This window comes from Ruminococcus sp. RTP21484sp1_RTP21277st1_D2_RTP21277_210401, from assembly GCF_040924225.1.
GTDB classification, from domain to species: Bacteria; Bacillota; Clostridia; order Lachnospirales; family Lachnospiraceae; genus Blautia_A; species Blautia_A faecis.
In genome coordinates this window covers 195,616-221,082 of sequence record NZ_JBCOMJ010000002.1, presented here as the reverse complement: position 1 = coordinate 221,082, position 25,467 = coordinate 195,616, and the positions used below count along the sequence as shown (strand labels likewise).

General features: G+C 43.6%; 20 protein-coding genes. 17 read left to right on the top strand and 3 right to left on the bottom strand.

The annotated features are described in order from the left end of the window. Positions 1-42 precede the first annotated feature (42 nt). Both rhaB and AB5706_RS02160 read left to right on the top strand, forming a co-directional pair. Entirely contained in the window at positions 43-1,446 is a 1,404-nt protein-coding gene (rhaB, locus tag AB5706_RS02165) for a rhamnulokinase (protein WP_118577746.1), read from the top strand. Positions 1,447-1,515: 69 nt separating this feature from the next. After that, positions 1,516-2,934 (top strand): arabinose isomerase, encoded by a 1,419-nt coding sequence (locus AB5706_RS02160; protein WP_173717089.1) that lies wholly within the window; start codon positions 1,516-1,518, stop codon positions 2,932-2,934. 166 nt (positions 2,935-3,100) lie between these two features. Here AB5706_RS02160 and AB5706_RS02155 read toward each other — a convergent pair whose 3' ends face one another. Both AB5706_RS02155 and AB5706_RS02150 read right to left on the bottom strand, forming a co-directional pair. Next, positions 3,101-4,948 (bottom strand): sensor histidine kinase, encoded by a 1,848-nt coding sequence (locus AB5706_RS02155; protein WP_368365700.1) that lies wholly within the window; start codon positions 4,946-4,948, stop codon positions 3,101-3,103. A 70-nt stretch (positions 4,949-5,018) separates the two neighbouring features. Further along, the gene (locus AB5706_RS02150) at positions 5,019-6,566 is read right to left on the bottom strand and encodes a response regulator transcription factor (RefSeq protein ID WP_173717937.1); all 1,548 of its coding nucleotides are present in this window, start codon (positions 6,564-6,566) and stop codon (positions 5,019-5,021) included. Between the two features lie 319 nt (positions 6,567-6,885). Here AB5706_RS02150 and AB5706_RS02145 point away from each other — a divergent pair, with 319 nt between their 5' ends. The 5 genes from AB5706_RS02145 to AB5706_RS02125 all read left to right on the top strand — a co-directional run bounded on the left by AB5706_RS02145 (position 6,886) and on the right by AB5706_RS02125 (position 11,783). Continuing rightward, positions 6,886-8,397, top strand: a complete 1,512-nt coding sequence (locus tag AB5706_RS02145) for a sugar ABC transporter ATP-binding protein (protein ID WP_368365699.1) — start codon at positions 6,886-6,888, stop codon at positions 8,395-8,397. After that, the gene (locus AB5706_RS02140) at positions 8,397-9,392 is read left to right on the top strand and encodes an ABC transporter permease (RefSeq protein WP_148461193.1); all 996 of its coding nucleotides are present in this window, start codon (positions 8,397-8,399) and stop codon (positions 9,390-9,392) included. The genes AB5706_RS02145 and AB5706_RS02140 overlap by 1 nt, the downstream gene beginning before the upstream one ends. Before the next feature lie 2 nt (positions 9,393-9,394). Continuing rightward, positions 9,395-10,399 carry an ABC transporter permease gene (locus AB5706_RS02135; protein ID WP_148461194.1) on the top strand — a complete coding sequence of 335 codons (1,005 nt, stop codon included), beginning with the start codon at positions 9,395-9,397 and terminating at the stop codon, positions 10,397-10,399. A 110-nt stretch (positions 10,400-10,509) separates the two neighbouring features. Then, a complete protein-coding gene (locus AB5706_RS02130) occupies positions 10,510-11,532 on the top strand; it encodes a substrate-binding domain-containing protein (RefSeq protein WP_148461195.1) in 1,023 nt (340 codons plus the stop codon). A 92-nt stretch (positions 11,533-11,624) separates the two neighbouring features. Further along, the gene (locus AB5706_RS02125) at positions 11,625-11,783 is read left to right on the top strand and encodes a DUF6783 domain-containing protein (protein ID WP_368356779.1); all 159 of its coding nucleotides are present in this window, start codon (positions 11,625-11,627) and stop codon (positions 11,781-11,783) included. Here AB5706_RS02125 and AB5706_RS02120 read toward each other — a convergent pair. Then, positions 11,746-12,129, bottom strand: a complete 384-nt coding sequence (locus tag AB5706_RS02120) for a DUF3783 domain-containing protein (protein WP_118577739.1) — start codon at positions 12,127-12,129, stop codon at positions 11,746-11,748. The genes AB5706_RS02125 and AB5706_RS02120 overlap by 38 nt on opposite strands. 117 nt (positions 12,130-12,246) lie before the next feature. On the opposite strand from AB5706_RS02120, the gene AB5706_RS02115 reads away from it, so the two are divergent. The 10 genes from AB5706_RS02115 (at position 12,247) to AB5706_RS02065 (ending at position 25,412) form a co-directional block, all read left to right on the top strand. Further along, a complete protein-coding gene (locus tag AB5706_RS02115; RefSeq protein WP_173717085.1) occupies positions 12,247-13,179 on the top strand; it encodes a helix-turn-helix domain-containing protein in 933 nt (310 codons plus the stop codon). A gap of 1 nt (position 13,180) precedes the next feature. Then, a complete protein-coding gene (locus AB5706_RS02110) occupies positions 13,181-13,693 on the top strand; it encodes a hypothetical protein (protein WP_173717084.1) in 513 nt (170 codons plus the stop codon). Positions 13,694-13,979: 286 nt separating this feature from the next. Next, a complete protein-coding gene (locus AB5706_RS02105) occupies positions 13,980-15,266 on the top strand; it encodes an ABC transporter substrate-binding protein (RefSeq protein WP_148461198.1) in 1,287 nt (428 codons plus the stop codon). Positions 15,267-15,499: 233 nt separating this feature from the next. Next, a complete protein-coding gene (locus AB5706_RS02100; RefSeq protein WP_148461199.1) occupies positions 15,500-16,399 on the top strand; it encodes a carbohydrate ABC transporter permease in 900 nt (299 codons plus the stop codon). Next, positions 16,392-17,219, top strand: a complete 828-nt coding sequence (locus AB5706_RS02095; RefSeq protein WP_173717083.1) for a carbohydrate ABC transporter permease — start codon at positions 16,392-16,394, stop codon at positions 17,217-17,219. The genes AB5706_RS02100 and AB5706_RS02095 overlap by 8 nt, the downstream gene beginning before the upstream one ends. A 53-nt stretch (positions 17,220-17,272) precedes the next feature. Continuing rightward, positions 17,273-17,626 carry a DUF6783 domain-containing protein gene (locus AB5706_RS23040; protein ID WP_472515470.1) on the top strand — a complete coding sequence of 118 codons (354 nt, stop codon included), beginning with the start codon at positions 17,273-17,275 and terminating at the stop codon, positions 17,624-17,626. Continuing rightward, positions 17,613-20,738: a beta-galactosidase, LacZ type gene (gene lacZ / locus AB5706_RS02080; protein ID WP_368365698.1), complete on the top strand. Its 3,126-nt coding sequence runs from the start codon at positions 17,613-17,615 to the stop codon at positions 20,736-20,738. The genes AB5706_RS23040 and lacZ overlap by 14 nt, the downstream gene beginning before the upstream one ends. Positions 20,739-20,813: 75 nt before the next feature. After that, positions 20,814-22,838 (top strand): beta-galactosidase, encoded by a 2,025-nt coding sequence (locus tag AB5706_RS02075; RefSeq protein ID WP_313719196.1) that lies wholly within the window; start codon positions 20,814-20,816, stop codon positions 22,836-22,838. A 107-nt stretch (positions 22,839-22,945) separates the two neighbouring features. Further along, positions 22,946-23,929 (top strand): AraC family transcriptional regulator, encoded by a 984-nt coding sequence (locus AB5706_RS02070; protein ID WP_173769564.1) that lies wholly within the window; start codon positions 22,946-22,948, stop codon positions 23,927-23,929. Positions 23,930-24,107: 178 nt separating this feature from the next. Then, a complete protein-coding gene (locus AB5706_RS02065; RefSeq protein ID WP_173769565.1) occupies positions 24,108-25,412 on the top strand; it encodes a BMP family ABC transporter substrate-binding protein in 1,305 nt (434 codons plus the stop codon). Positions 25,413-25,467: the final 55 nt, after the last annotated feature.

Genomic DNA, 25,467 nt, shown 5'->3' with positions numbered 1-25,467 from the left:
GATACATACAGCGTAATTTTACAATTGAGGAGGTTTCATAAAATGACAAAGTATTATTTAGCAGTAGATATCGGTGCTTCCAGCGGACGTCTGATCCTTGGACATCTTGAGAATGGAAAAATGGAGCTTGAGGAAGTTCATCGTTTTGAGAATGGAATGGTAAAGAAAGACGGCGAGCTTTGCTGGGAGTTTGACAGACTTTTCCAGGAAATTAAGAATGGTCTTAAGAAATGTAAAGAGATCGGCAAGATTCCGGTAAGCATGGGCGTTGATACCTGGGGCGTTGACTTTGTACTGATGGATAAGGACGACAAGGTTCTTGGAAATACGGTGGGATATCGTGATCACAGAAATGAAGGTATGGATGAGGAAGTATATAAGACGATTTCTCTTGAGGATCTTTATGCACGTACCGGTATTCAGAAAGCAATTTTCAACACGGTATATCAGCTGATGGCTGTGAAGACAAAACATCCGGAATATCTGGAACAGGCTGAAACTATGCTTCATGTACCGGATTATTTCCATTATCTTCTTACAGGCAAGAAAACCTGTGAGTATACAGAGGCAACAACAGGTCAGCTGGTAAATGCAGAAACAAAGGACTGGGATTACGAACTGATTGATAAACTTGGATATCCAAGAAAAATGTTCCAGAAGCTGATCATGCCTGGTACCAGTGTTGGACACTTTACAGAAGAGGTAAAAGCAGAAGTTGGGTTTGATGTGGAAGTTGTAGCACCGGCTACACATGATACCGGATCCGCAGTTCTTGCAGTTCCTGCAAACGACGACGATTTTATTTATATCAGCTCAGGAACATGGTCATTGATGGGAATTGAAAGAGAAAAAGCTGACTGCTCCAAGAAGAGTTGCGAGATGAACTTTACAAATGAGGGCGGCTATGCAGGAAGATTCCGTTATCTGAAGAATATCATGGGACTTTGGATGATCCAGTCTGTTCGTCATGAATATGATGATAAATATGGATTTGCAGAAATCTGTCAGATGGCAGAGGAAGCGAAAGATTTCCCATCCAGAGTAGATGCAAATGATGAGTGCTTCCTTTCTCCGGAAAGCATGATCGAAGAGGTTAAAGATTACTGCAGAAGAACCGGACAGAAGGTTCCGGAAACTTTAGGAGAAATTGCTACTGTTATTTATACCAGTCTTGCTGAGTGCTATGCAAAGACAGCAAAGGAACTGGAAGAGATGACAGGAAGAACCTTCAGTCGTATCCATGTAGTTGGCGGCGGTTCCAATGCAGGCTATCTTAATGAGCTGACTGCGAGAGCAACAGGCAAAGAGGTTCATGCAGGTCCTGGAGAGGCAACTGCAATCGGTAATATTACCGCTCAGATGTTAAAAGCAGAAGAGTTTAAATCAATCGAAGAGGCTCGTACTACCATTCATGAGTCCTTTGGAATTAAGGTATATCAGGCTTAATGAAAAGTTAAAACAGCCGGGATATACGATCATTTGTATAATATATCAAATTAAACAGGAGGTACTACTATGTTAGTAAACACAAAAGCAAAAGTTGGTGTATTTTCTATTGCTTTAGGCGCATATCTGCCTCAGTTCCCTTCACTGGTACCAGAGTTTGAGGCTCAGTACGAGGCATTTAAGAAAACAATTCCGGATACCGTAGAAATCATCGATGGAGGAATGGTAACAACAAAAGAACAGTCTATGGCTGCTGGGGATAAATTCCGTGCAGCAGACGTTGATCTCGTTTTCCTTCAGATGTTAACCTACGCTACATCCTACAACATGCTTCCTGCAATCCGTGACCTGAATGTTCCGGTTGTTCTGGTAAATGTTCAGAAGCTGAAAGCTCTGGATTACGATCACACAGACATTGCTACATGGCTCGGCGAAGGATATGCCTGCGGTGCTGTTGGAGAAGCTGTTGCTGACCTTGAGAGAGCTGGAAAGAGACATGCTGTTATCACTGGTGTTGTAGAAGGCGGAGATCCAGATGTTCAGGCTGAGATTGAAGACTGGTGTAAAGCAGCTCAGGTAAGAAGAAGATTCCGTGACACAAATATTGCCCAGATTGGAAGACCTTACCCAGGTATGATGGACCTTTACATTGATGAGACTAACCTGTATAACAGAATGTTCCTTTATACCAAACAGTTTGACTGGGAAAAAATGTGGGCAATTGCGGATGATATCACAGATGAGGATGCAATTCGTGCAAAAGCTCAGGATATTCTGGACACCTTTGATATTGAGGGCGGCGGAACAATTGAGAAAGTATGGGATATGGCAAAATATGTTGTAGCATTTGAGAAATGGGTAAAGGACGAGCATCTTGGAATGATCGCTTCCCATTATGACGGATTTGCACAGGGCAAGGCTGGTGTCCTTGACAGTATGCTGATTCCGGCATTCTCTATGCTGATCAAACAGGGTACTGCATGTGCTGTTGAGGGTGATATGAAGGTTGCCATGGCAATGAGTATTCTGAAGACAATTTCCGGCACAGGCCAGCTTTCCGAGATGTATTCCATTGACTTCAATGATGACATCTGCATTATCGGTCATTCTGGAAGTGGTGATGCCGATATTTCTGATAAGAAACCTACCATGAAGATCGTACCAGTGTTCCATGGCAAAACAGGCGGCGGATATCTGACACAGTTCTATCCATACACAGGTCCGGTTACCTATCTTGCAATCACACAGGATGGAGACGGACGCTTCAAATTCGTTGTTGCTGAGGGAATCAACGAGGAAGGACCAATCCTTTCCTTTGGCGATACGAACATGAGAACTCGTTTTACATGTGGCGCAAGAGAGTTTGTAAACCGCTGGAGCGAAGCTGGCCCGACACATCATATGGCAGCTGCAACAGGCAGACATATTGATACCATCCTGAAGGTTGCAAAGATCTTCAATGTACCGGTTGATATTGTAACAAGATAATTTTCAAAGTTGTGTAAATAATAGCAAGAATAAGACCATCTATATGGTCTGTACACATATTCATATTCAATAAACGGGAGAGTCTGTGGACTCTCCCGTTTGTTATCTTCTGTGAAATTCCATACAAAAAGCACCGCCTGCGTAAGACGGTGCTGAAAACATCAGTTTACAGGGGCTTTGGCGTTTCGCCAGAGGTTTCATCACTCTTCGCTGGAATCCGAATCTGCACCTCGGTTCCTTTTCCTACATCGCTGGAATAAGTCAATCCATAATCTGCGCCATAAAGCACCTGAAGCCGTCTGTGAGTATTATAGATCGCAATATTGGTTCCACCTGAAATACTGGTTCCTTCCCCGGAAAGAATCATGGGCAGTTTATCTGGTGCGATTCCAACTCCGTCATCAGAAATCAGAAGTACAATATCCCCATCCTCCATCCATCCGGTAAGTACAATAGTTCCAGACTTGGAAGGTTTTTCCAGAATGCCGTGTAGTATGGAATTTTCTATAACAGGCTGCAGGGTCAGCTTTGGAATCTGGTATTCCATCAGTTCATCCGGAATATCGGAAATGAAGGAAATGCTGTCATGATAGCGCATATTCTGCAGGTGCACATAGATGGAAACATGTTCTTCTTCCTTGGCGATAGTACTGATTCCCTTTTTGCGACTAAGTGTCAGCTTGTAGAATCTGGAAAGACTTTGCACTGCGTTACAGACCTCAGAGGTACGTCCCTGCTGGGCCATCCAGTTGATCATATCCATGGTATTATAAAGAAAATGGGGATTGATCTGAGCCTGAAGGGAATTAAACTCGGCAATTCGCAGATCCTCAGCAGCCTGGGCCTGTTTTTCCATAAGCTGGTTCATTTTGCGTGTCATATAGTTGTAAGTATCAATAAGGTCACCGATTTCATCGTGTGCGCTTGGACTGTCCATAGGAACCGGAGGACCGTGGCGGACTGTCCTCATCTGACTGATAACTGAGGAAATTCGCCCTGTAATGGATTTGGACAAGGTACTTGCAAGCAAAAAGGCAAGCACCAGTACCGCAATATAAATGGATAAAAACTGCAGAACCAGGATATTACTCTGATTGATCAAGGGCTGGGAGGGAAGTACCGTCACCATAAACCAGCCTGTCTGTTTGATCCGGTAGAAACCAACGTAAACGGTTTTCCCCAGAATATCCTGTTCTATGAAACTGTTGGAGGACATGTAGGACTCCATGATCTTGTCGTAATCCAGCCAGTAAATTCCGGCGAGAGAATCACTGGAAGCAGAAACCAGATTGTTTCGCTCATTCATAATATAAGAAACACTGCCGTCCAGAGTAAGATTTCCAGACAGAATCTGTTGAAAATCATGACCGGAATAATAGACTGCCATATAAGCATCGTAGGTTCCGTTTTTATAGATCACGGAAGCATGGGTGATATATGCCTGATCCCCATATGCCTTTTGTTCCTTTGTACCAAGATAAAAGGAGGGACAAAAAAGCTGGGAAACGCGGCTTCCGCGGAAAATACCGTACCAGTAGGTTCCCCGGACCTGGTCGAGAGATAGAAAAGTATCTTTCAGGTCTTCCTTATCGAAAAGTGCATTTATGTCTGAAGGAGAGTCTTTTGGCACCTCCATATAAATCTTGACATTGGTAACGGGCGTACCAGCAATCAGCTGATCTACCTTTCGGGAAAAAGATGCCGCATCCGGGGAATCTGCCAGATCCGTGAAGGATTCGGTTAAGGCATTTTTAAAAAGTGTCTGGTAAAAATCAAGGGAAGAAATCTCTTCGCTTACATCCAGGACTTTCTGAATGGATTCTTCTATTAACGGCGCCATTTCAGCAGACCGGTCCTGTTCCTGGCGGATCGTATAGGAGACTACCATGTCGTAGGCTTTTCCATAAAAAAAGAAGATAATGGCAATCGCAGGAATTGACACGATCAAAAGAAGTACCAGGGTAAACTTGGATTGCAGGTTCAGATCCTGGTACCATTGCTTAAGCTTATGCAAATTATTTCACACTCCTCAAAAATATATAGGTGTTTTGAAATATATAAAATTTTTTATGTGTTGCAGAAAACTAACTCATTTTCTCTCGATATTCAGAAGGAGAAAAACCTGTATACTTCTTAAAACTTTTACCGAAATAATTCCCGTCACTGTATCCCACCCGCGAGGAAATATCTGTAATTTTATACCTGGGGTCAGACAGCAGCTGCTTGGCCTTTTCCATTCTGTATTCTGTGAGGTACTGATTTAAAGTCTGACCGGTCTCATTTTTGAAGAAGGTACACACATACGAGGTTGATAAAAATACATGATCACTGATATCTTTCACAGATAAGGTCTCGTTCATATATTTCTGCCCTATGTAATCCTTGATCAGAAAAATAGTAGAATTTTCTTCTTCTGTGCTGACTGCTGTCTGGAAAAAAATCTCTGTCTTTTTCACCAGCTTCTGGTGCATCTCATTATAGGAAAAAATCTTTTCCAATGTGTCTATTAAATTTTCCTGGGTATCTGATAAGGTTAGCTTCAGCTGACGCGCAGCATTGTCCAAAGCACGGAATAATTTGTAATAGAGATCCTTGGCCTGATTAGGCAGAATATTCTGATTCTGGTTATAATACAGAAACAGATTATCAAGGAAAGCTTTTGCTTTTTCCTTATTTTTTTCAGTGAGAAGAGTGAGAAATTCATTCTCCGGACTGGCAGAAAGCTCTGCGGCTGTTTCGGAAACAGGTGCCTGATAAAAAGGAGACAGAAAGGTACCTGTGGGGAAAAAGAAGCTGCTCTGCAGGGAAATAACAGCAGAAGTATAGGACTGATAAGCTCTGGAAATACCTGTAACAGTGTCTCCGGCTGCGATGCAGAATCTGGTGCAGCGGGAATACAGATTACAGAAAAATTCTTCAATACTTTTTCGAACGGCAGCTCCGGGAGTGGAACCAAACAAAAAGTAAACCATATACTGCACACGCTTTTCTGCAAAAATACAATCTATATGGAAGGTTTTTAAAAATTCCCGGACTGACAGAAACATGGCGTTTGCCTCTGAAAGAGGAAGCTCCTCCTCTGTATCGGTTTTAAGCACAATTGCAGTAAAAGGAGTGGTATTGCTGATAGACAGAGACAGCTCCGCTATGAGCTGATCAATACTTTCTTTCGCATGTGCGAAAGGCTGGGTGAGAAGAAGTGCCAGGCGGGAAGCGCTTTCCATGGAATGGATGGACGCATTTTGCCGGGTGCGTTTTTTCTCCAGGCAAAGATCACGGGCTTCCATAATGGCATCCCGGATTTCCACTGGGTTCAGAGGTTTCTCTATATAATTGACGGCTTTTAGCTTGATGGCAGCCTTTAGATATTCCTTATCCGAATATCCGCTCATAAAAACAGGAACAATATCAGGAAGAATTTCTTCCAGCTGTTCCAGCATTGCGATTCCATCCAGACGGGGCATACGCACATCGCATAGTACAATGTCCGGTCTGTGTACCCTGGCCATTTCAATTCCGTTTATTCCATCATCTGCCTGAAGCACTTCCTGGATTCCGATGGATTGCCAGTCAATGGAAGAAATCACACCGGTACGGGTGAGCTCTTCATCGTCTACGATCAGTAATTTCATAATGAATCTCCGTTATATCCCTCCGGAAATCACCGGAGCTCCTGATTAGTGAAATGACAGTAACTGCGAAAGAAATGAACAGTTATCTGTAAGGTTATAAAAACGTATTAATAAAAAATGCCACACCTATCATACCACAATTATATCCAAAATACGAGACTAAAAGTACCTTGCTTTGTGGAATATTTTTAAGATCAGTGGAAAATTTTACCCATTAAGTGGAAAATATTTTACCCTGTTTCAAAATATTTTCCCATTTTCAAACAAAGTGCACAGGTGGTAGAATAATAACAGATCAAGAAAGGGAGGAGAAAAAGCCGTGTCTGAATATGTTCTTGAATTAAAAGGCATTACGAAAATTTTCCCCGGCGTTAAAGCACTGAACAATGTACAGTTCCAGTTAAAGCCTGGCGAAGTTCACGCACTGATGGGCGAAAACGGTGCAGGTAAATCTACCTTCATTAAAGTAATTACCGGTGTACATAAAGCAGAAGAAGGCGAAATGTACCTGTTTGGAGAAAAAGTGGATTTCAAAGGTCCGAAGGATGCACAGGAAGCAGGAATTGCAGCTGTTTATCAGCACCCCACATCCTATCCACATTTAACAGTAGCTGAAAATATTTTTATGGGACATGAGATCAAGAAGAATCACATAATCCAGTGGAAAGCTATGAATGAGGAGGCAAATAAGCTTCTGAAGCAGCTGAATGCAGATTTCGATTCCACAGCAGAAATGGGAACCTTAAGTGTGGCCCAGCAGCAGATGGTTGAGATCGCAAAGGCATTGTCTACAAATGCAAAGATCGTGATCCTGGATGAGCCTACCGCTTCTCTTACAAAGAGAGAATCCGAGGAACTTTACAGAATCGTAGATCAGTTAAAGGAAAAAGGAGTTTCTATTATCTTCATTTCCCATCGTTTTGAGGATATGTACCGTCTGGCAAGCAGAGTTACCGTATTCCGTGACTCTCAGTACATTGGTACCTACGATGTAGATGGAATCACCAATGCAGACCTGATCAAAGCCATGGTTGGCCGTGAGATCAAGGATCTGTTCCCGAAACCGGAGGTTAAGATCGGTGATGAAATGCTTCGTATCGAGCACTTATCCCGCACCGGATATTTCAAAGATGTTTCTTTCAATGTACACGCTGGCGAGATCGTAGGTCTTACAGGTCTGGTTGGTGCAGGACGTACAGAAGTTGTAGAGAGCGTCTGTGGAATCACAAATCCAGATGAAGGTAAGGTTTATCTGGAAGGAAAAGAAGTACATATCAAACAGCCGTCTGACGCAATGAAGGAAGGAATTATCCTTCTTCCGGAGGATCGTCAGAAGGAAGGTCTGATCATGAGCTGGGGACTTGGAAGAAACGTAACACTTCCGACTATCAGCAAATATGCAAAAAAAGGCTTCAATGACGAGAAGACAGAAAGAGATCTTTCCAAGAGACTTCTGGAAGAGGTTGATACCAAAGCCGTTGATATTTTCCAGCCTGCAAGCTCTCTGTCAGGTGGTAACCAGCAGAAGGTTGTAGTTGCCAAGGCGCTTAGCCAGGAGATGAAGGTGGTCATCATGGATGAGCCTACAAAAGGTGTTGACGTTGGTGCCAAAGCTGAGATTTATGCGATTATGGGTGATCTTGCAAAGAAAGGTTATGCAATTATCCTGATTTCCTCAGAAATGCCGGAAATCCTTGGAATGTCTGACAGAATCGTTGTAATGTGCAACGGACGTAAGACAGGAGAGCTTGGAAGAGGAGAGGCAACCCAGGAGATGATCCTTGAGCTGGCTATGGAGAAAGGTACAACAGGAAAGGGGGCAGCTAAATAATGGAAAAGAAATCTTTCATGAAAAAGCTGACAGGTTCCCGTGAAGCACTGCTTGCAGTGATCCTGGTTCTGCTTTTCGTAGTAATCACAATCATCAGCCCGTCATTCCTTACATTCAAGTCTCTGACGGATATGCTGAAAAACAATGCGGTAACAATGGTAATGTCACTTGGTATGCTGTGTGTTATGCTGGTAGGCGGAATTGATATTTCCATCATGTCTACTCTGGCACTGACTGGTATGTCAATCGGTATGCTTCTGAAATACGAGCACATTTCCAGTACTTTCCTGGCATTTGTGATCGCACTGGCAATCGGAATCGCATGTGGTTTCCTGGTAGGTCTTGTGATCTCCAGAGCAGATGTTCCTCCGATCATCGCAACAATGGGCTTCATGTACATTTACCGTGCTATGGGATATCTGGTTTCCCACAACGGTGAGTGGGCAAGTGCAGCAGCCCTTGGTAAATTTAAAGATTTTGCAACAACAAAATTCCTGGGAATGAGCCTTGTAATCTGGGTGATCATCCTTTGCTATGTGATCTTCTTCGTATTCATGAAATGGACTACCATCGGAAGAAGAATCTATGCAGTAGGAAGTAACCCAAGTGCAGCTGAGGTTTCCGGTATCAATGTAAAAAATATTAAACTTCTTGTTTATACCATTATGGGTCTTCTTGCAGGTCTTGGCGGAGCTCTTCAGGTTTCCATTTACGCTTCTGCAATGCCTGATATGCAGCAGGGCGGTGAGATGGATGTTATCGCAGCCTGCGTTATCGGTGGTGTAAGCATGAGTGGTGGACGTGGTACAGTACTTGGTGCTCTTCTTGGATCCCTGATCCTTGCAACTATTGCAAAGGCACTTCCGCTGATTCCATTCTTCGATCAGCTGTGGCTGAATACCATCAAGGGTGTTATCATTCTTGTAGTCGTTGTTGTAAACATTGTTTTACAGCGTACAGCTGACAAAAATGCATTAAAGGGAAGGGAGATGTAATCATGGCTGGAAAATCTGGAAGAAGTATTAACAACGTGCCGAAAAGCCCTGTGAAACAGATGATCTTCAGCTGGGAAGGCATTCTGGTACTCCTGTTTATTGCAGTAAATATTTTCTGTGCAAACTTTTCCGAGTTCTATAATCTGAAGAGTCTGCTCCGTCAGATGCCTGTTTATCTGGCAGAAATCTTCTTAATGCTGCCGATGGCATACATTCTGGTACTTGGCGAGATCGATATTTCCGTTGGATCTATCGTGTGTCTCTCTGCAACAATGGCTTGTATTATGGCAAACACAGGAGCTCCATTCATCGTGGTAATCCTTGCCACACTTCTGGTTGGATCCCTTTGCGGTGCTGTAAACGCATTTGTCCTTACCAGATTTGAAGAACTGCCTCCAATGATCGTAACACTTGCAACCCAGATCATTTTCAGAGGTATTGCAGAAATCGTTCTTGGAAGCGGCGGAAGTATTTCCGTAACAAACACAGAAGGCTTTGCTGCACTTGGCGGAAAAGTAGGACGTGTTCCTTACATTCTTTTCCTGGTTCTGATCCTTGGAATCATTGCAGCAGTTATCCTTGGAAAATGTACCTTCGGACGCAGAGTATATGCAATCGGTACCAACCGTCTTGCAGCTTACTACTCCGGAATCCATGTACAGAAGATCCGTTTCGTGATCTACACTCTGATGGGAACCATCTCCGGACTGTGTGCACTGTTCCTGATGTCTTCCTCATTCGGTGCAAATACCACAACCGGTAACGGATTTGAAATGGATGCCATCGCAATGGCAGTATTCGGAGGAATCTCCTCCACAGGTGGTAAAGGTAATATCGCCGGCGGTCTGATTTCCGCATTTATCATCGTCTGCCTTCGTGTTGGTCTTGGACAGAGAAACATTCATCCGCAGGTTATCCTGCTGATCATCGGTGTGCTTCTGATCGGTGCAGTTGCACTTCCGAACATCATCAAAGAGATTCAGAAAAAAGCAAAAACAGCGAAATAAAAAATCCTTAACGAACTCATATATAACCTTATAAAGCTTGTAAACTGCCTTGCAGAAGGCGGGGCAGTTACAAATACAAAAACTATATTATTCCATGGGAGGAAAAAAACATGAACAAAAAAATCGTAAGCGCACTTCTTTGTGGAGCAATGATCCTTGGATCCGCAGTTCCGGCTATGGCTGGTTCCGCTGATGGAAAGAAAATCGCACTGGTTGGTAAATCCGCTGGTAACGCATTCTTCGAAATCGCTGCAAAATCCTTCGTAGAGACAGCTGAAGCAGAGGGAGCTACAGTTGATACTGTTTACCCAGAGGCAGCTACAGCAGATGCTCAGATCAAAGTTCTTGACAACCTGATCTCTCAGGACTACGATGCAATCTGCATCTCTGCAAACGATGTTAACGCACTTCAGGCAAAATTACAGGAAGCTATGGATGAAGGAATCAAGATCTCCTGCTTCGACTCTGCTACAAACCCAGACAGCCGTCAGATCTTCATCAACCAGGCTGGTACTGTTGCTGTAGGACAGGCTCTTCTTGATGCTTGCCTTGATATCTCCGGTGGAGAGGGACAGTTCGCAATTCTTTCCGCTACTTCTCAGGCTGCAAACCAGAACGCATGGATCGACGCTATGAAGAAGATTATGGAAGAGGATGACAAATATTCCAAGCTTGAGCTTGTAGAAGTTGCATATGGCGATGACGAGCCACAGAAATCCACAGACCAGACAGCAGCTCTTCTTGAAAAATACCCAGATCTGAAAGTTATCTGCGCACCTACAACAGTTGGTATCGCTGCAGCTGCTAAATACCTTCAGGACAATGGATCTGCTTGCAAACTGACAGGTCTTGGACTTCCATCTGAGATGCTTGAGTACACAGGTGCTGATGATGAGCATTCCTGCCCATACTTCTATCTGTGGGATATGCAGGGCCTTGGAAAACTTTCCGCTCTGACAACAATCGCTCTGATCAATGATGAAATCACAGGTGCTGTTGATGAAACCTTCACAGCTGGTGACCTTGGCGACTACACAATCACAGCAGCTGATGACGGTGGTACAGAAGTAGTTCTTGGTGCTCCACTTGAGTTCAACCCAGACAACATCGAAGAGATGGCTAAACTGTACTAATCAGACCGTTTAAGATTAGATGTTAATAAAGAAAAGGCCCTGCCGAGTGCAGGGCCTTTTCGCGTCCTGGATTTTCAGATACGCTCTAAAGTGTGTCTGAAAAATTATTCCCGCAATCTGCACGCACACTTTGCGGTACATTTTGCCCGAATTCGGTTGCCGTAGCCCGCTGCGGCGCCTTCATCCAGACAAGGAAGCAGATCTTGATTTGGCTTATTTGTGTGAATACATCTCCGTATGTTCTTTCATAAGCTCATCATGCAGCTTCAAAGAATCCCAGTGAACCGTAACCGGTGTAAGCATAGCTTTTAAGTTCACTGGCAGCAGGCCATTTTCCTTAAAGAAAGCCAGAAATTCATCCAGCTGCTCACTGGAAAAATCCTTCAGCACCATCATTTCTTCCTGAAAATTTTTTCCAAGATTAAATACCGGATTCTTAGAAAACCCAGGAATCTCGAAGAGAAATCCGAGACTTTCCAGGTACTCTGGTTGCTGTACCATGCGGACAGAGATTCTGTGTCGGTTCAAATATCTACGGATCTGGTGAAGACGATCCTCATCTTTAAAATTATATAATAAAATCTGGGTTTGTGACATAAGTATCCTCCTTTTTGCGTTTATCTAAAAAGAGAATAACAGAAAAATTTCCTTTTTACAAGGAAAGTGTGGTATGATAAAAAAAACTATATTTTTAATTTTGTTACAGGAGACTACATGGCGAAAAAACGAAAAATGAAAATGGAATTCCGCTATTACCAGATGCAGGATGGAATCCCCATTCTGGCACTTCTTGGTGAAAAGTGGGTGCAGAATTATGGAAGGGATGTGGATTACCTTCACTTTCATAACTATCTGGAGATCGGTTTCTGCTACAGTGGCGAAGGAGAGCTGGTGTTAGGAGAAGAGCCTGTACGCTTTGCAGGGCGGGAATTTACCATTATTCCACCGAACTTTCCCCATACGACCACCAGCGATGTGGGAAATATCAGCAAATGGGAATATTTGTTTATTGATGCGGAAGGTTTTTTGCAGGTGGCTGCAGGAACGCCCCTCAGGGCAGAAAAAATGATCCAGCGTATTTATTCAAAAGCACTTTGCCTGAAAGAATCAGAATATAAAAGCCTTTCAAACAAAATAATCAAGATACTGGAAATTATGCGCGCCAGTGATGAGTTTTATCTGGAAGAGGCCAAAGGAGTATTATTGGCATTACTTGCGGAAGTGGCAAGAATGAACCGTTCCTCTGAGGAAGAAAATATTGAGGAAAAAGGAAAAATCACCAATATGATTTCCAGGTCTATTGACTATATTTCCCAATGTTATATGGAGGATATCCGAATTGGTGATCTGGCAAAAGCCTGTCATATCAGTGAGACTCATTTTCGCAGGGTGTTTACCTCCTATATGCATATGAGTCCTCTGGAATATATTAACAAGGTAAGAATTCAGACAGCCTGTGAGATTCTGAAAAAGACGGATGAGTCTATCGCAGATATTGCCTACAAATGTGGCTTTACAACAAATTCCACATTTAACCGGAACTTCCGCCAGCTGATGGGAATGTCGCCGGCAGAGTGGCGGAAACGCCCGGAAAATTACGAGCAGCAGCTCTTGAAATTTGATATTCATTCAGAGGAGGGATGGTAGAATGTACGATTACAAAATAGTAGAACAGGTGACCAGAAAGAAAAAGAGGCTTTCCGGAGTATTAAAAAAGACCATGGTATTTTTTGCCGTAGTGTTTGTTGTTATGGGAATTACCATATCTCAGGCCTTTATGCTGGCTGGTTTTTGCCTGGCAGGTCTTTATTTTATTTACGGGACCTTTTGCCAGCGGGATTATGAATACATAATGGAAAATGAACAGCTTACCATAGATGTGATTTATGGAAACAAGTACCGTAAGACAGCCCATGAGCTGGATCTCCGGCAGCTGGAGGTGGTAGCCCCTCACTGGCATAGCTCAGTGGCAAAGTACAAAAAGAACGGTGGAACAGAGCACTTAAAGAAGTATGATTATACTTCCTATGAAGAAGATACTCCCTATTACACAATGATCATTAAGGAAGACGGACGTAAGATCAAATTACTTCTGGATCTTACAGAAGAGATGCTCCATACCCTGAAAACCAGGTATCCACAGAAAGTCTTTTTTGCATAGAAACAAAAGAAAAGAATGTGAATAGTTCACAAAATATACATATAAAGTTTGTGAAAAAGTACAGAAAAACAAATGAAATATGTGTGCTTTAGTGAAAAAAAACCATATACTTCGTAAGCATGACGAAAAAATTGAAAAAATGAACGAAACATGAAAAAGAAAAAAACAAGCATAATGGTCGAAAATGCACATTATATGGGCGGTATTGCATACATCACCCTATATGCGGATGGTATAATACATTCATAAGAAATACAGAGAAACAATTTTAAGGGAGGATATTTCTATGAAGAAAAAAGTACTTACCGTATTACTTACAGGTGCAATGGTAGCTTCCATGGCAGCAGGAGCAACAGTTGTATCTGCAGAGGACAACGACAACACATTAACCGTATGGGCATGGGACCAGAACTTCAATATCAAGTCCATGCAGATCGCAGCTGATCAGTATGCAGCTGATCATGAAGGCTTTTCAGTAGATATCATCGAGACATCTTCTGATGACTGCCAGACCAAGCTTACTACAGCAGCTAACGCTGGTGACTACAGCACACTTCCGGATATCGTTCTCATGCAGGATAACAGCTATCAGAAATTCCTGAAAGCTTATCCGGATGCTTTCACAGACTTGAAAGATATGAATGTTAACTGGGATGATTTCGGAGCTCTGAAACAGTCCTATTCTATGGTAGATGATACACATTACGGTGTTCCGTTTGATAACGGTGCTGTTATCGCCTGCTACCGTACCGATATCCTTGAAGAAGCAGGATATACACTGGATGACCTTACAGATATCACATGGTCCAAATTCGAAGAGATTGGTAAAGATATTCACGAGAAGACCGGCAAATACCTTCTTACAAGCGAAGCAACAGGCGGCGATACCCTTATGATGATGATCCAGTCCTGTGGTGCGAACTTCGTTAACGAAGACGGCGAAGCTTATATCGTTGGCAATGAGACAGCTGAGAAATGTATCGACCTTTACACAGAGCTGGTTCAGAACGACGTTGTGAAACTTGTAAACAACTGGGATGAGTACATTGCAACCATCACAAGCGGTGAGGCTGCTGGTATTGTAAATGGTAACTGGATCACAGCTACTCTGATGTCCACAGAAGATCAGAAAGGCTTATGGGGAATCACCACAATGCCTAAGGTTGACGGTGTTGACACAGCTACAAACTATGCAAACAACGGTGGATCTTCCTGGTATATTACCTCTAACTGCAAGAATGTAGAGCTTGCTGAGGACTTCCTTGCAAGCACATTTGGCTCCAGCACAGACTTCTATGATGCAATCCTTTCTGAGACAGGTGCTATTTCCTGCTATCTGCCAGCTGGTGAGTCTGATGTTTACAACGAGCCAAACGAGTTCTTTGGCGGACAGCCGATTTTCTCAACAATCGTAGAGTACTCTTCTCATATTCCGGAGTTCACAAAGACTCCATATCACTATGAGGCAAGAGAGTGCGTAAACACAGCTGTTGTTAATATCGTAAACGGAACAGCTAAGGAAGACGCTCTTCAGGAAGCACAGGATACACTGGCATTCAAGATGACTGAGTAATCCTTTCCGGGACAAGTAATTGAAATTAAATAGGAATTAATTATTAGGAGGCGGGGGACTGCTAAGTAGTCCTCCGTTTTCTGTTCAAAGAAAATGCCTGTTACTCCATACAGGCGCCTATCTAACAGTTGTACGGCTGAGCAAAAGGAAGTTACATAAAAATATTTTGCTCACTGGTACAGCTGTTAGATGGAAAAGTTGCAGTATATATAGGCTTGAAAGGAGGAGTTCCTGTGAATTCCAAGAAAAAAGGTATGACACTGGCTACGAAGCAGAAAGCTGCCGGATGGATATTCCTGGCACCAGCTTCTATCATGATCGCCATCATGAGCTTTTATCCAATGATTCGGGCATTTATCATTTCCCTGCAGACAGGTGCCGGCGCAAATATGCGTTTTGCAGATCCAATCTTCAGTAACTACAAACGTATCCTTGCAGATAAAGTGTTCCAGCAGTCCATTGGCAACACATTCCTGTATCTGATCATTCAGGTTCCGATCATGCTGATTCTTGCGATTCTGCTTGCACAGCTTCTGAACAACAAAGACCTGAAGTTCAAAGGCTTTTTCCGTACATGTGTATTTCTTCCATGTGCAACTTCCCTGGTTTCCTATTCCTTGATCTTCCGTTCCATGTTTGCAACAGACGGTCTGGTCAACAGTGTTCTGATGAAACTGGGAATTCTCTCCACAGGATATAATTTCCTTGGAAACTCCACCAGTGCGAAGATTGTTATTATCATCGCCCTGATCTGGAGATGGACCGGATACAATATGGTATTCTATCTGGCAGGACTTCAGAACATCGAATATTCTGTTTATGAGGCAGCGAAGATCGATGGTGCAAACGGATGGAAAACCTTCTGGAAGATCACAGTACCGCTTCTGAAGCCGACTATTATCATGACCTTCATCATGTCCATCAACGGTACCTTACAGCTGTTTGATGAGTCCATGAACCTGACAAAGGGTGGTCCTGCAAACTCAACCATCACAATGTCACATTATGTTTACAATACCTGTTTTGTCAACGTGCCGAACTTCGGATATGCAGCAGCAATGTCCTTTATTATCTTTATTATGGTAGCAGTTCTGGCATTTATCAACTTGAAAGTAGGTGATACTCGTGACTAAGAAAAACAAATCTGCAATCCAGAGAAGATTGATTCCTACATACATTTTTCTGATCATTGTATCATTTTTCTCCGTTTTCCCGCTGTACTGGATGATTTCAGCAGCTACAAATACCTCCACGGATGTATCACGCGGACGTATTATTCCGGGAAGCTATTTCATGGAGAACTTTAAGAACCTGACATCCCAGCAGCCACTTTGGAGAGCACTTGGAAACTCTTTCTTCTATGCAATCCTGACTACAGTGATCTGCCTTCTGATCTGTTCCATCGCCGGATACGGATTCGAAGTATATCATGACAAAGGAAAAGACAGATTGTTTTCTATTCTCCTTCTTGCCATGATGGTTCCTCAGGTTGCTACTATGGTTCCGTTGTTTAAGATGTTCTCAAAAGCGAAGCTTCTGAATACATCCATCGGATTTATCCTTCCGATCATTTCCACACCGTTTATGATCATGATGTTCCGACAGAATGCAAGAGCTTTTCCAGTAGATATTATCGAAGCAGCACGAATTGACGGCTTAAGCGAAGTGAGAATCTTTTTCCAGATGTTTATTCCAACCATGAAATCCACCTACGCGGCAGCCGCTGTTATTACCTTTATGAATGCCTGGAATGCATACCTGTGGCCGAAGGTAATCATGACAGATAACAAAGCCATCACAATGCCAATGCTGATCGCCAACCTGATCACAGGCTATGTAACCGATTACGGTATGCTGATGTGCGGCGTATTATTCTGTTCCATTCCGACCATGGTTGTATTCTTCGTTCTGCAGAAGCAGTTTGCAGAAGGTATCACCGGTGCGGTGAAATAAGTTTGAAAATCTAAGGGTGCTGCGATTTATTTGCGGCGCCCTTTTTTCTGAACATGGATACGCAATCTATGGACGATTTTTATATATTGTTCTGTAAAAAATCCATGGAAATAGAAAGTTTATATTACTATAATAAAACTAGAACGTGTTTGAAAAAGGCTTTCTGCAAGATGTGCGTCACAATTTGTGGGAGATTTCGCTCGAATGAGGGCACCGTAGCGGGCTACGGCAACCGAATTCGGGTGAAATCTCCCGCAAAGTGGGGCGTGCAGATTGCGGGAATGATTTTTCAAACACGCTCTAGTGCAGGGCATCTGGAAAATATTGCCCGCAACGTTTATAGAGAGAGGGTTACTGTTGTTACCAGTGAACAGTATCGAGAAAGGACTACATATGAAGGAATTTGATTATTCATTAGTTAAGAATCCCGAATATTTTAAAGACGGAAGAATGGAGGCTCACTCCGATCATATCACTTATGCAAACGTGGAAGAGGCTTCCGCAGGTGAGACTTCTTACCGCCACAGCTTAAATGGAATCTGGAAATTCCATTATGCCCGCAATTACGGAAATACCATAAAAGGCTTCGAGAGAGAAGATTATTCCTGCAAAGACTGGGATGACATCCGTGTGCCGGCCCATATCCAGATGGAGGGCTACGATGCACCTCAGTATGCCAATGTGCAGTATCCATGGGAAGGACACGAGGATATTCACCCAGGGGAGATTCCGGAGCATTTCAATCCTGTGGCAAGCTATGTGAAATATTTCACAGTGCCGGAACAGATGAAAGGAAAACGTCTTTTTATTTCCTTCCAGGGTGCAGAAAGTGGAATCGCTCTCTGGCTGAATGGCCAGTTTGTAGGATATAGTGAAGATTCTTTTACCCCGTCAGAATTTGAACTCACCGATTATGTGAAAGAAGGGGAAAATAAGCTGGCAGCTCAGGTGTTCAAGTGGACAGCCAGCAGCTGGTGCGAGGATCAGGATTTCTATCGTTTCTCCGGAATTTACCGGGAGGTTTATCTTTATACAGTACCGGATGTGCATGTGTATGATCTCCAGATCCGCGCAATCCCGGATGAGAGCCTTAACAAAGCACGGTTTGAAGTCAAGACCAGCACCTGGGGAAAGGGAAACGTACATATTGCTCTGTCAAAAAAAGGACAGACCATATTGGAGGAAAATAAGAGCTTAGGCGAAAATGCAGCAAGTACAGGAAGTGACCGGAACGGAAAAGATACAGCCACTGAAGCTGCTGGCAGAACCGTTCAGAAAGGTGTTGCTGATACATTTAGCTGGACAGTGGAGAATCCGATTCTCTGGAGTGCAGAAGATCCTCAGCTCTACGATTTGATCATGGAGGTTTTCGATGAGAATGGTATTCTTCAGGAAGTGATCCCTCAGAAAGTCGGTTTCCGCCGATTTGAAATGAAAGACGGAATTATGACTTTAAATGGAAAACGAATTGTATTTAAAGGTGTGAACCGTCATGAATTCAGTTCCATAACAGGAAGATGTGTATCCGAAGCAGAGCTACGCAAGGATCTGACCATCATGAAGCAGAATAACATCAATGCCATCCGCACCTGTCATTATCCGGATGCTTCTCTGATCTACCAGCTTTGTGATGAGTTTGGAATTTACATGATCGATGAGACCAACCTGGAAAGTCACGGCTCCTGGGATACAGCGGAATTTACGAAGGACTATACTTATGTGGTTCCCCATGATAAGCCGGAATGGCAGTCTATGATGTTAGACCGCGCCAATTCCATGTATCAGAGAGATAAGAACCATCCGGCAATCCTGATCTGGTCCTGTGGAAATGAGTCCTTCGGTGGTAAGGATATTTTTGAAATGTCCCAGCTCTTTAGAAATGCAGATCCTACCCGTCTGGTACATTATGAAGGTGTCTGCCATGACCGCAGATATAACGCTACCAGCGATATGGAAAGCCAGATGTATCCATCCGTGGAAGCAATTAAAGAGTTTCTTGCAAAAGATGCTTCTAAGCCCTTTATCTGCTGTGAGTATACCCATGCCATGGGAAATTCCTGCGGTGCCATGCATAAATATACAGATCTGACAGATACAGAGCCGAAATATCAGGGTGGTTTTATCTGGGATTATATCGATCAGTCTATTTACAAAAAAGACCGTTATGGAAAAGAGTTCCAGGCATATGGCGGAGATTTTGGCGAGCGTCCTACTGATTATAATTTCAGTGGAAATGGTATTGCATATGGCGGAAATCGTGATGCGTCTCCGAAGATGCAGGAAGTGAAATTTAATTATCAGAATATTACCGCACAGGTAAGTGCTGATTCAGTGAAGGTGATCAACAAAAATCTGTTTGTAAATACGGACACATTTGAATGCAGAGTAACTCTTCAGAAGGATGGAAACGTAATTCGTACAGAAGTACTGGATACAGCAGTGGCTCCTTTGAGCCAGATGGAATATGCTCTTCCATTTAAGAAAGAGGAGAAAGCAGGTGAGTACACGGTAACTGTTTCTTTCCATTTGAAAGAGGATATGCCATGGGCGAAAGCAGGTCATGAGGTTGCCTTTGGACAGTATGTTTACCAGGTGGAAGCAGCTGTTAAGCCCTGCACAGAGCATCTGGAGGTAATTCGCAGTACCCATAATATTGGCGTGCGCGGAGCGGAATTTGAGGTGCTTTTCTCCGTATTGAACGGTGGTCTTGCTTCCTATAAATACGCAGGAAAAGAAATGATCGAGGCAATTCCGAAGCCTAATTTCTGGCGTGCACCAACAGACAATGACTGTGGAAATCTGATGGCAATGCGCTACGGACAGTGGAAGCTTGCCAGCATGTATGTAAACCATAAGGATTACCGCGGAACGGCATATGGACCTGGAAATGCACCAAAGGTAGAGGAAAAAGAGCATTCCGTAAAGGTATCCTATACCTATTTTCTTCCCACTATTCCGGCAGCTGAGTGTACACTTGCTTATGAAGTTTTCGGAGATGGAAGAGTTCGTACCACACTTTCCTATGATCCGGTGAAGGAGCTTGGCGATATGCCGGAATTTGGTGTGATTTTCAAGTTTAATGCAGATTATGACCATGTATCCTGGTATGGACTTGGAGAAGCTGAGACCTATGCAGACCGTAAGAAAGGTGCAAAGCTTGGAATCTACGATAATATGGTAAAAGATAATGTGGCAAGATATATGGTTCCACAGGAATGCGGTGCCAAGGAAGAGGTCAGATGGGCGAAGATCACAGACCGGAAAGGCAGAGGAATGCTTTTTGAGATGGATAAAGAAAACGGCCCGATGATGTTCTCTGCCCTGCCATACACACCTCATGAGATGGAAAATGCAATGCATCCATATGAGCTGCCCCAGATTCATTACACAGTAGTGCGCGTGGCAAAAGGCCAGATGGGAATTGCCGGAGACGACAGCTGGGGAGCAAGAACCCAGGAAGAATATCTGCTGGATACAAGTAAGCCTATGGAGTTTTCATTTGTATTTAAGGGAATCTGAGAAAAAATACGTTACTGCTCACTCCGTGGTCAGTAACAAAAATACTCTTATCATGGCAACAAAAAGGAGATTGAGATGGCAAAAAAAATAGAATATGGCCGTATGCTGCATGGTGGTGATTACAATCCGGAGCAGTGGCTTGACCGCCCGGACATTCTGAAAAAAGACATTGAATATTTCAAAAAAGCCCATATTAATACAGTATCTGTAGGAATCTTTTCCTGGGCAGTACTGGAACCAGAAGAAGGAAAGTACAATCTGGGCTGGCTGGAAGAGATTATTGACAATTTATATAAAGAGGGAATTTCCACGATCCTGGCAACACCGTCAGGCGCAAGGCCAAAGTGGATGGCCGATAAGTATCCGGAGGTCCTTCGCATGGATCCGGACCGCACCAGAAGATTTTTCGGAGGCAGACATAATCATTGCTATACATCTCCGGTATATCGTCAGAAGGTTCATGATATGGACAAGCTGCTTTCCCAGAGACTGGGCAGTCATCCTGGTGTGATTCTGTGGCACATTTCCAATGAGTTTGGCGGAGAATGCTATTGCCCTCTTTGTCAGCAGAAATTCCGGGAATGGCTGAAAGAAAAATATGGAACCATTGAGAAGCTGAATTCCAGCTGGTGCACCACATTCTGGAGCCATATTTACAATAGCTTCGATCAGATTGAAGCCCCTTCCCCAAAGGGGGAGAACGAGCTTCATGCATTGAAGCTTGACTGGAACCGGTTTGTTACAGACCGCACCATTGATTTCATCAAAGGAGAGGTTGCTGCAATCCGTGAAGGTGGTTCTGAACTGCCGGTAACAGCCAATCTGATGTATGATTACAACGGTCTTGATTACAAGAAGTTCCGCGATGTTCTGGATGTGGTATCCTGGGACAACTATCCAAGCTGGCATAAGAAAGAGGAATTTTTCACTGCCATTGATGCAGGTATGCAGCATGATCTGATGAGGAGCATTAAGAATCAGCCATTTCTTCTCATGGAGTCCTGCCCATCTGCCACAAACTGGAAGCCCATCAATAAGCTGAAAAAGCCGGGAATGATGCTGGCTGCCTCTCTTCAGGCAGTAGCTCACGGCTCCGACAGCGTTTTATACTTCCAGCTGCATCAGAGCCAGGGGGCTTCTGAAAAATTCCACGGCGCAGTGATCGACCACTATGGCGGAGAGGATACCCGCGTGTTTAAAGAAGTGACAGAGGTTGGAGAGGCTCTGGAGACACTGAAGGAAGTCTGCGGCAGCCAGATGAAGTCTCCGGTAGCAGTCCTTTATGACAGAGAAAATAACTGGGCAATCCAGGATGCACAGGGACCGCGGAATGAGAACATGTTCTACACAGAAGCGGTACAGAAGCAGTACCGCGCCCTGCGGGAACAGGGACTGAATGTGGATGTGATCTCTATGGAGCATGAGCTTTCCAGCTATAAGATCGTGGCAGCGCCAATGGCTTATATGTTCAAAGATGGTTACGAAGAAAGATTAAGAGCATATGCAGAAAATGGCGGAACCCTGGTGATCACTTACTGGACCGGCCTTGTGGATGGTACAGACAAGTGCTTCCTTGGAGGAACACCATACGGGCTTATGGAGGCAGCCGGTCTTCGTACTACGGAGATCGATGCTCTTTATGACTGGGAAGAGAACCATGGAATTTCAGAACCGGGCAATCATCTGGAAATCAGCGGCACCTACACTTGCAAGAACCTTTGTGAGCTGGTAAAGGTTTCTGACGCAGAAGTGCTTATGCGCTATGGCGATGACTTCTATGCGGGAGCTCCTGTAGTGACACATAAAGCATATGGAAAAGGTCACGTATATTACGTTGGCGCAGATATGGAACAGGCTTTCTACAGTGATTTCTACGGAAAGGCAGCAAAGGAAGCTGGCATTCAGGCACCGCTGGGATTCGTACCGGCAGAGGTTTCTGTCACCTTACGTGAAAATCAGGAAAATGAATATCTGTTTATCCAGAACTATGCAAGAGAAACCAAGGCAGTTCCGGTTCCAGCAGAATATGAAGTGATCTACGGCGCAGCGGATGAGATTATGCAGCCGCTGGCAACCAGGGTCCTGAAAAAGAAAAAATAGAGATTAAAAATAGCGGAAGAAGTTAGTGTGAAAAGAGGTTTTGACACTAACTTCTTTTTGTGTATATAATTAGAAAAACAGAAATCATGCAGCAGGAGGTATGTGCAGTGCAGAGAGAACTCTTGGAGCAGCTTCGTGAAATTACAGAAGAAGAGAGAAGGATCCTGAACGGAGACGCAGAAGTGGACAGGGATCTTTACACGTCTGGAAGCGATTTTACCATTGACAGCAATAAGATGCTGGAGGAAGGAAAGCTGATCGCAATCCGCACCCATACCAGGTTTGTTCATTTTCCCCTTCACCGCCATAATTATGTGGAAGTACTCTACGTATGCGAGGGAACTCTTACGAATATTATAGATGGCAAACAGGTTATTGTGCGAAAAGGGGAACTGCTTTTTCTGAATCAGTTTACCCATCATGAGATTCTGGCAGCTGGCAGGAGTGACATTGCCATAAATTTTATGGTATTGCCGGAGTTTTTTGATGTGGCATATTCAATGGCAGGAAATAATAATGTTCTGGCAGATTTTCTGGTGAATGTACTGCGCCGGGATAACCAGCAGGGGGAATATCTTCATTTTAAGGTATCTGAGGTTCTGCAGATCCAGAATCTTCTGGAAAATATCATTTATTCCCTTGTAACAGGAAGAGGCAACCAGAATAAAATCAATCAGACTACCATGGGACTTATTTTTCTTTACCTTATGGACTCTGTACAGTATGTGGAAATGCGCCTTCCAAATCAGTACGAGAACATGATATCCATGACGACTCTGGATTATATTGAGCAGAAATACCGCACGGCCACCCTGACTGAGCTATGCGACATGCTTCACCTTCCCATGCATGTATTAAGCAAAATGATAAAAAAAACAACATGCTTTAATTTTAAGGAGCTACTTCAGCGGAAACGTCTTAGCAAGGCTGTGGAACTGATGTGTGATACCGACCTTCCCATCAGCGATATCATTGCAGCAGTGGGATATGAGAACAACAGTTATTTTCACCGTGTATTCAAGGAAAGATATGGGGTAACGCCAAGAGCTTTCCGCGTGGCTAATCAGAAAAATGATAAAGTAAGATTATGAAGAACGCGTAAAAATATTTTTACAAAAAAATTATCATTTGTTCAAAAATATTTTTTGAATTATATATAAATAGTTGACATTTAATTAGAAAAAAAATAAAATAACTGTAACGTTTAAGATTTTTCTTACATAGAGGGGAAAAGTCTCAGGCAAATAAAAATATCAAGGAGGAAGTAAAATGAAAAAAATGTGTAAAAAAGTAGTCAGCCTTCTTCTTGCAGCAGTGATGGTGCTTACAATGACCGCCTTCGCTTCTGTTGTTTATGCCGCTGACGAGGACAGCGTTGAAGCTGATCCGAACTTCAAGATGGGAGTTATTCTTGTAGGTGATGAGACAGAAGGATATTCTGCAGCTCATATCGCCGGTGTTAAGGAAGCAGCTAAAGAGCTGGGCCTTGACGACAGCCAGATTATCTGGAAATACAAAGTTCCGGAAGACTCCAGCTGCTACGATGCAGCAATCGACCTTGTTGGACAGGGATGCTCCCTGGTAATCGGTAACAGCTATGGACATCAGACTTATCTGGTACAGGCTGCTCAGGAATACCCGGATGTAACATTCGTTTCCATGACAGGTGATTTTGCAGCAATCAGCGGATGCGAGAATTTCAAGAATGCATTCACCAACATCTATGAATCCCGCTATGTATCCGGTGTTGTAGCTGGTCTGAAGCTGAAAGAGATTCTTGAGGATGGTACTCTTACTACAGAGACACAGCCAGACAGCTTTGATGCAGACGGCAATGTAAAGGTTGGTTATGTTGGAGCATTCAGCTATGCTGAGGTTGTTTCCGGTTATACCGCATTCTACCTTGGTATTAAGAGCGTTGTTCCGAACGTTGTAATGGAAGTTAAGTACACAAACTCCTGGTTTGATATTGACAAAGAGGGTGCAGCAGCTGAGGCACTTATTGCAAACGGCTGTGTGATCATCGGACAGCATGCAGACTCTACAGGTGCTCCTGCAGCTACACAGAAGCTTCATGATGATGGCAAGATCTGCTACTCTGTAGGCTACAATATTGATATGCTTGAGACTGCTCCTACAGCAGCACTTACCTCTGCTACCAATAACTGGGCAGTATACTACAAACATGCAATTGCAACCGTAATGGGCGGTGGTGACCTTGAGCAGGACTGGTCCGCAGGATATAATGACGATGCAGTAGGAATCACAGAACTTGGTGAGTCCTGTGCAGAAGGAACAGCAGACTATGTTGCTGATATCGAGAGCAAACTGAAAGACGGTTCTCTTCAGGTGTTTGATACCTCTACATTTACTGTAGGCGGCGAGGAAGTTACTTCTGCACCGGTTGACCTTTCCTTCATGGATTACACAACTGATCCTGCAACTGTTGTATATCAGGGCGAGACTGTTGAGGCTATCGAGGATGGACACTTTGCAGAGTCCACATTCAGAAGCGCTCCATACTTTACACTTCGTATTGATGGAATCACAGAGGACGCAGACGCTGTTGAATAAGCAGTAATGCGAAATCCTGCGAAGCATGATTTCTGTGCATCGCGGAGCAGGTAGC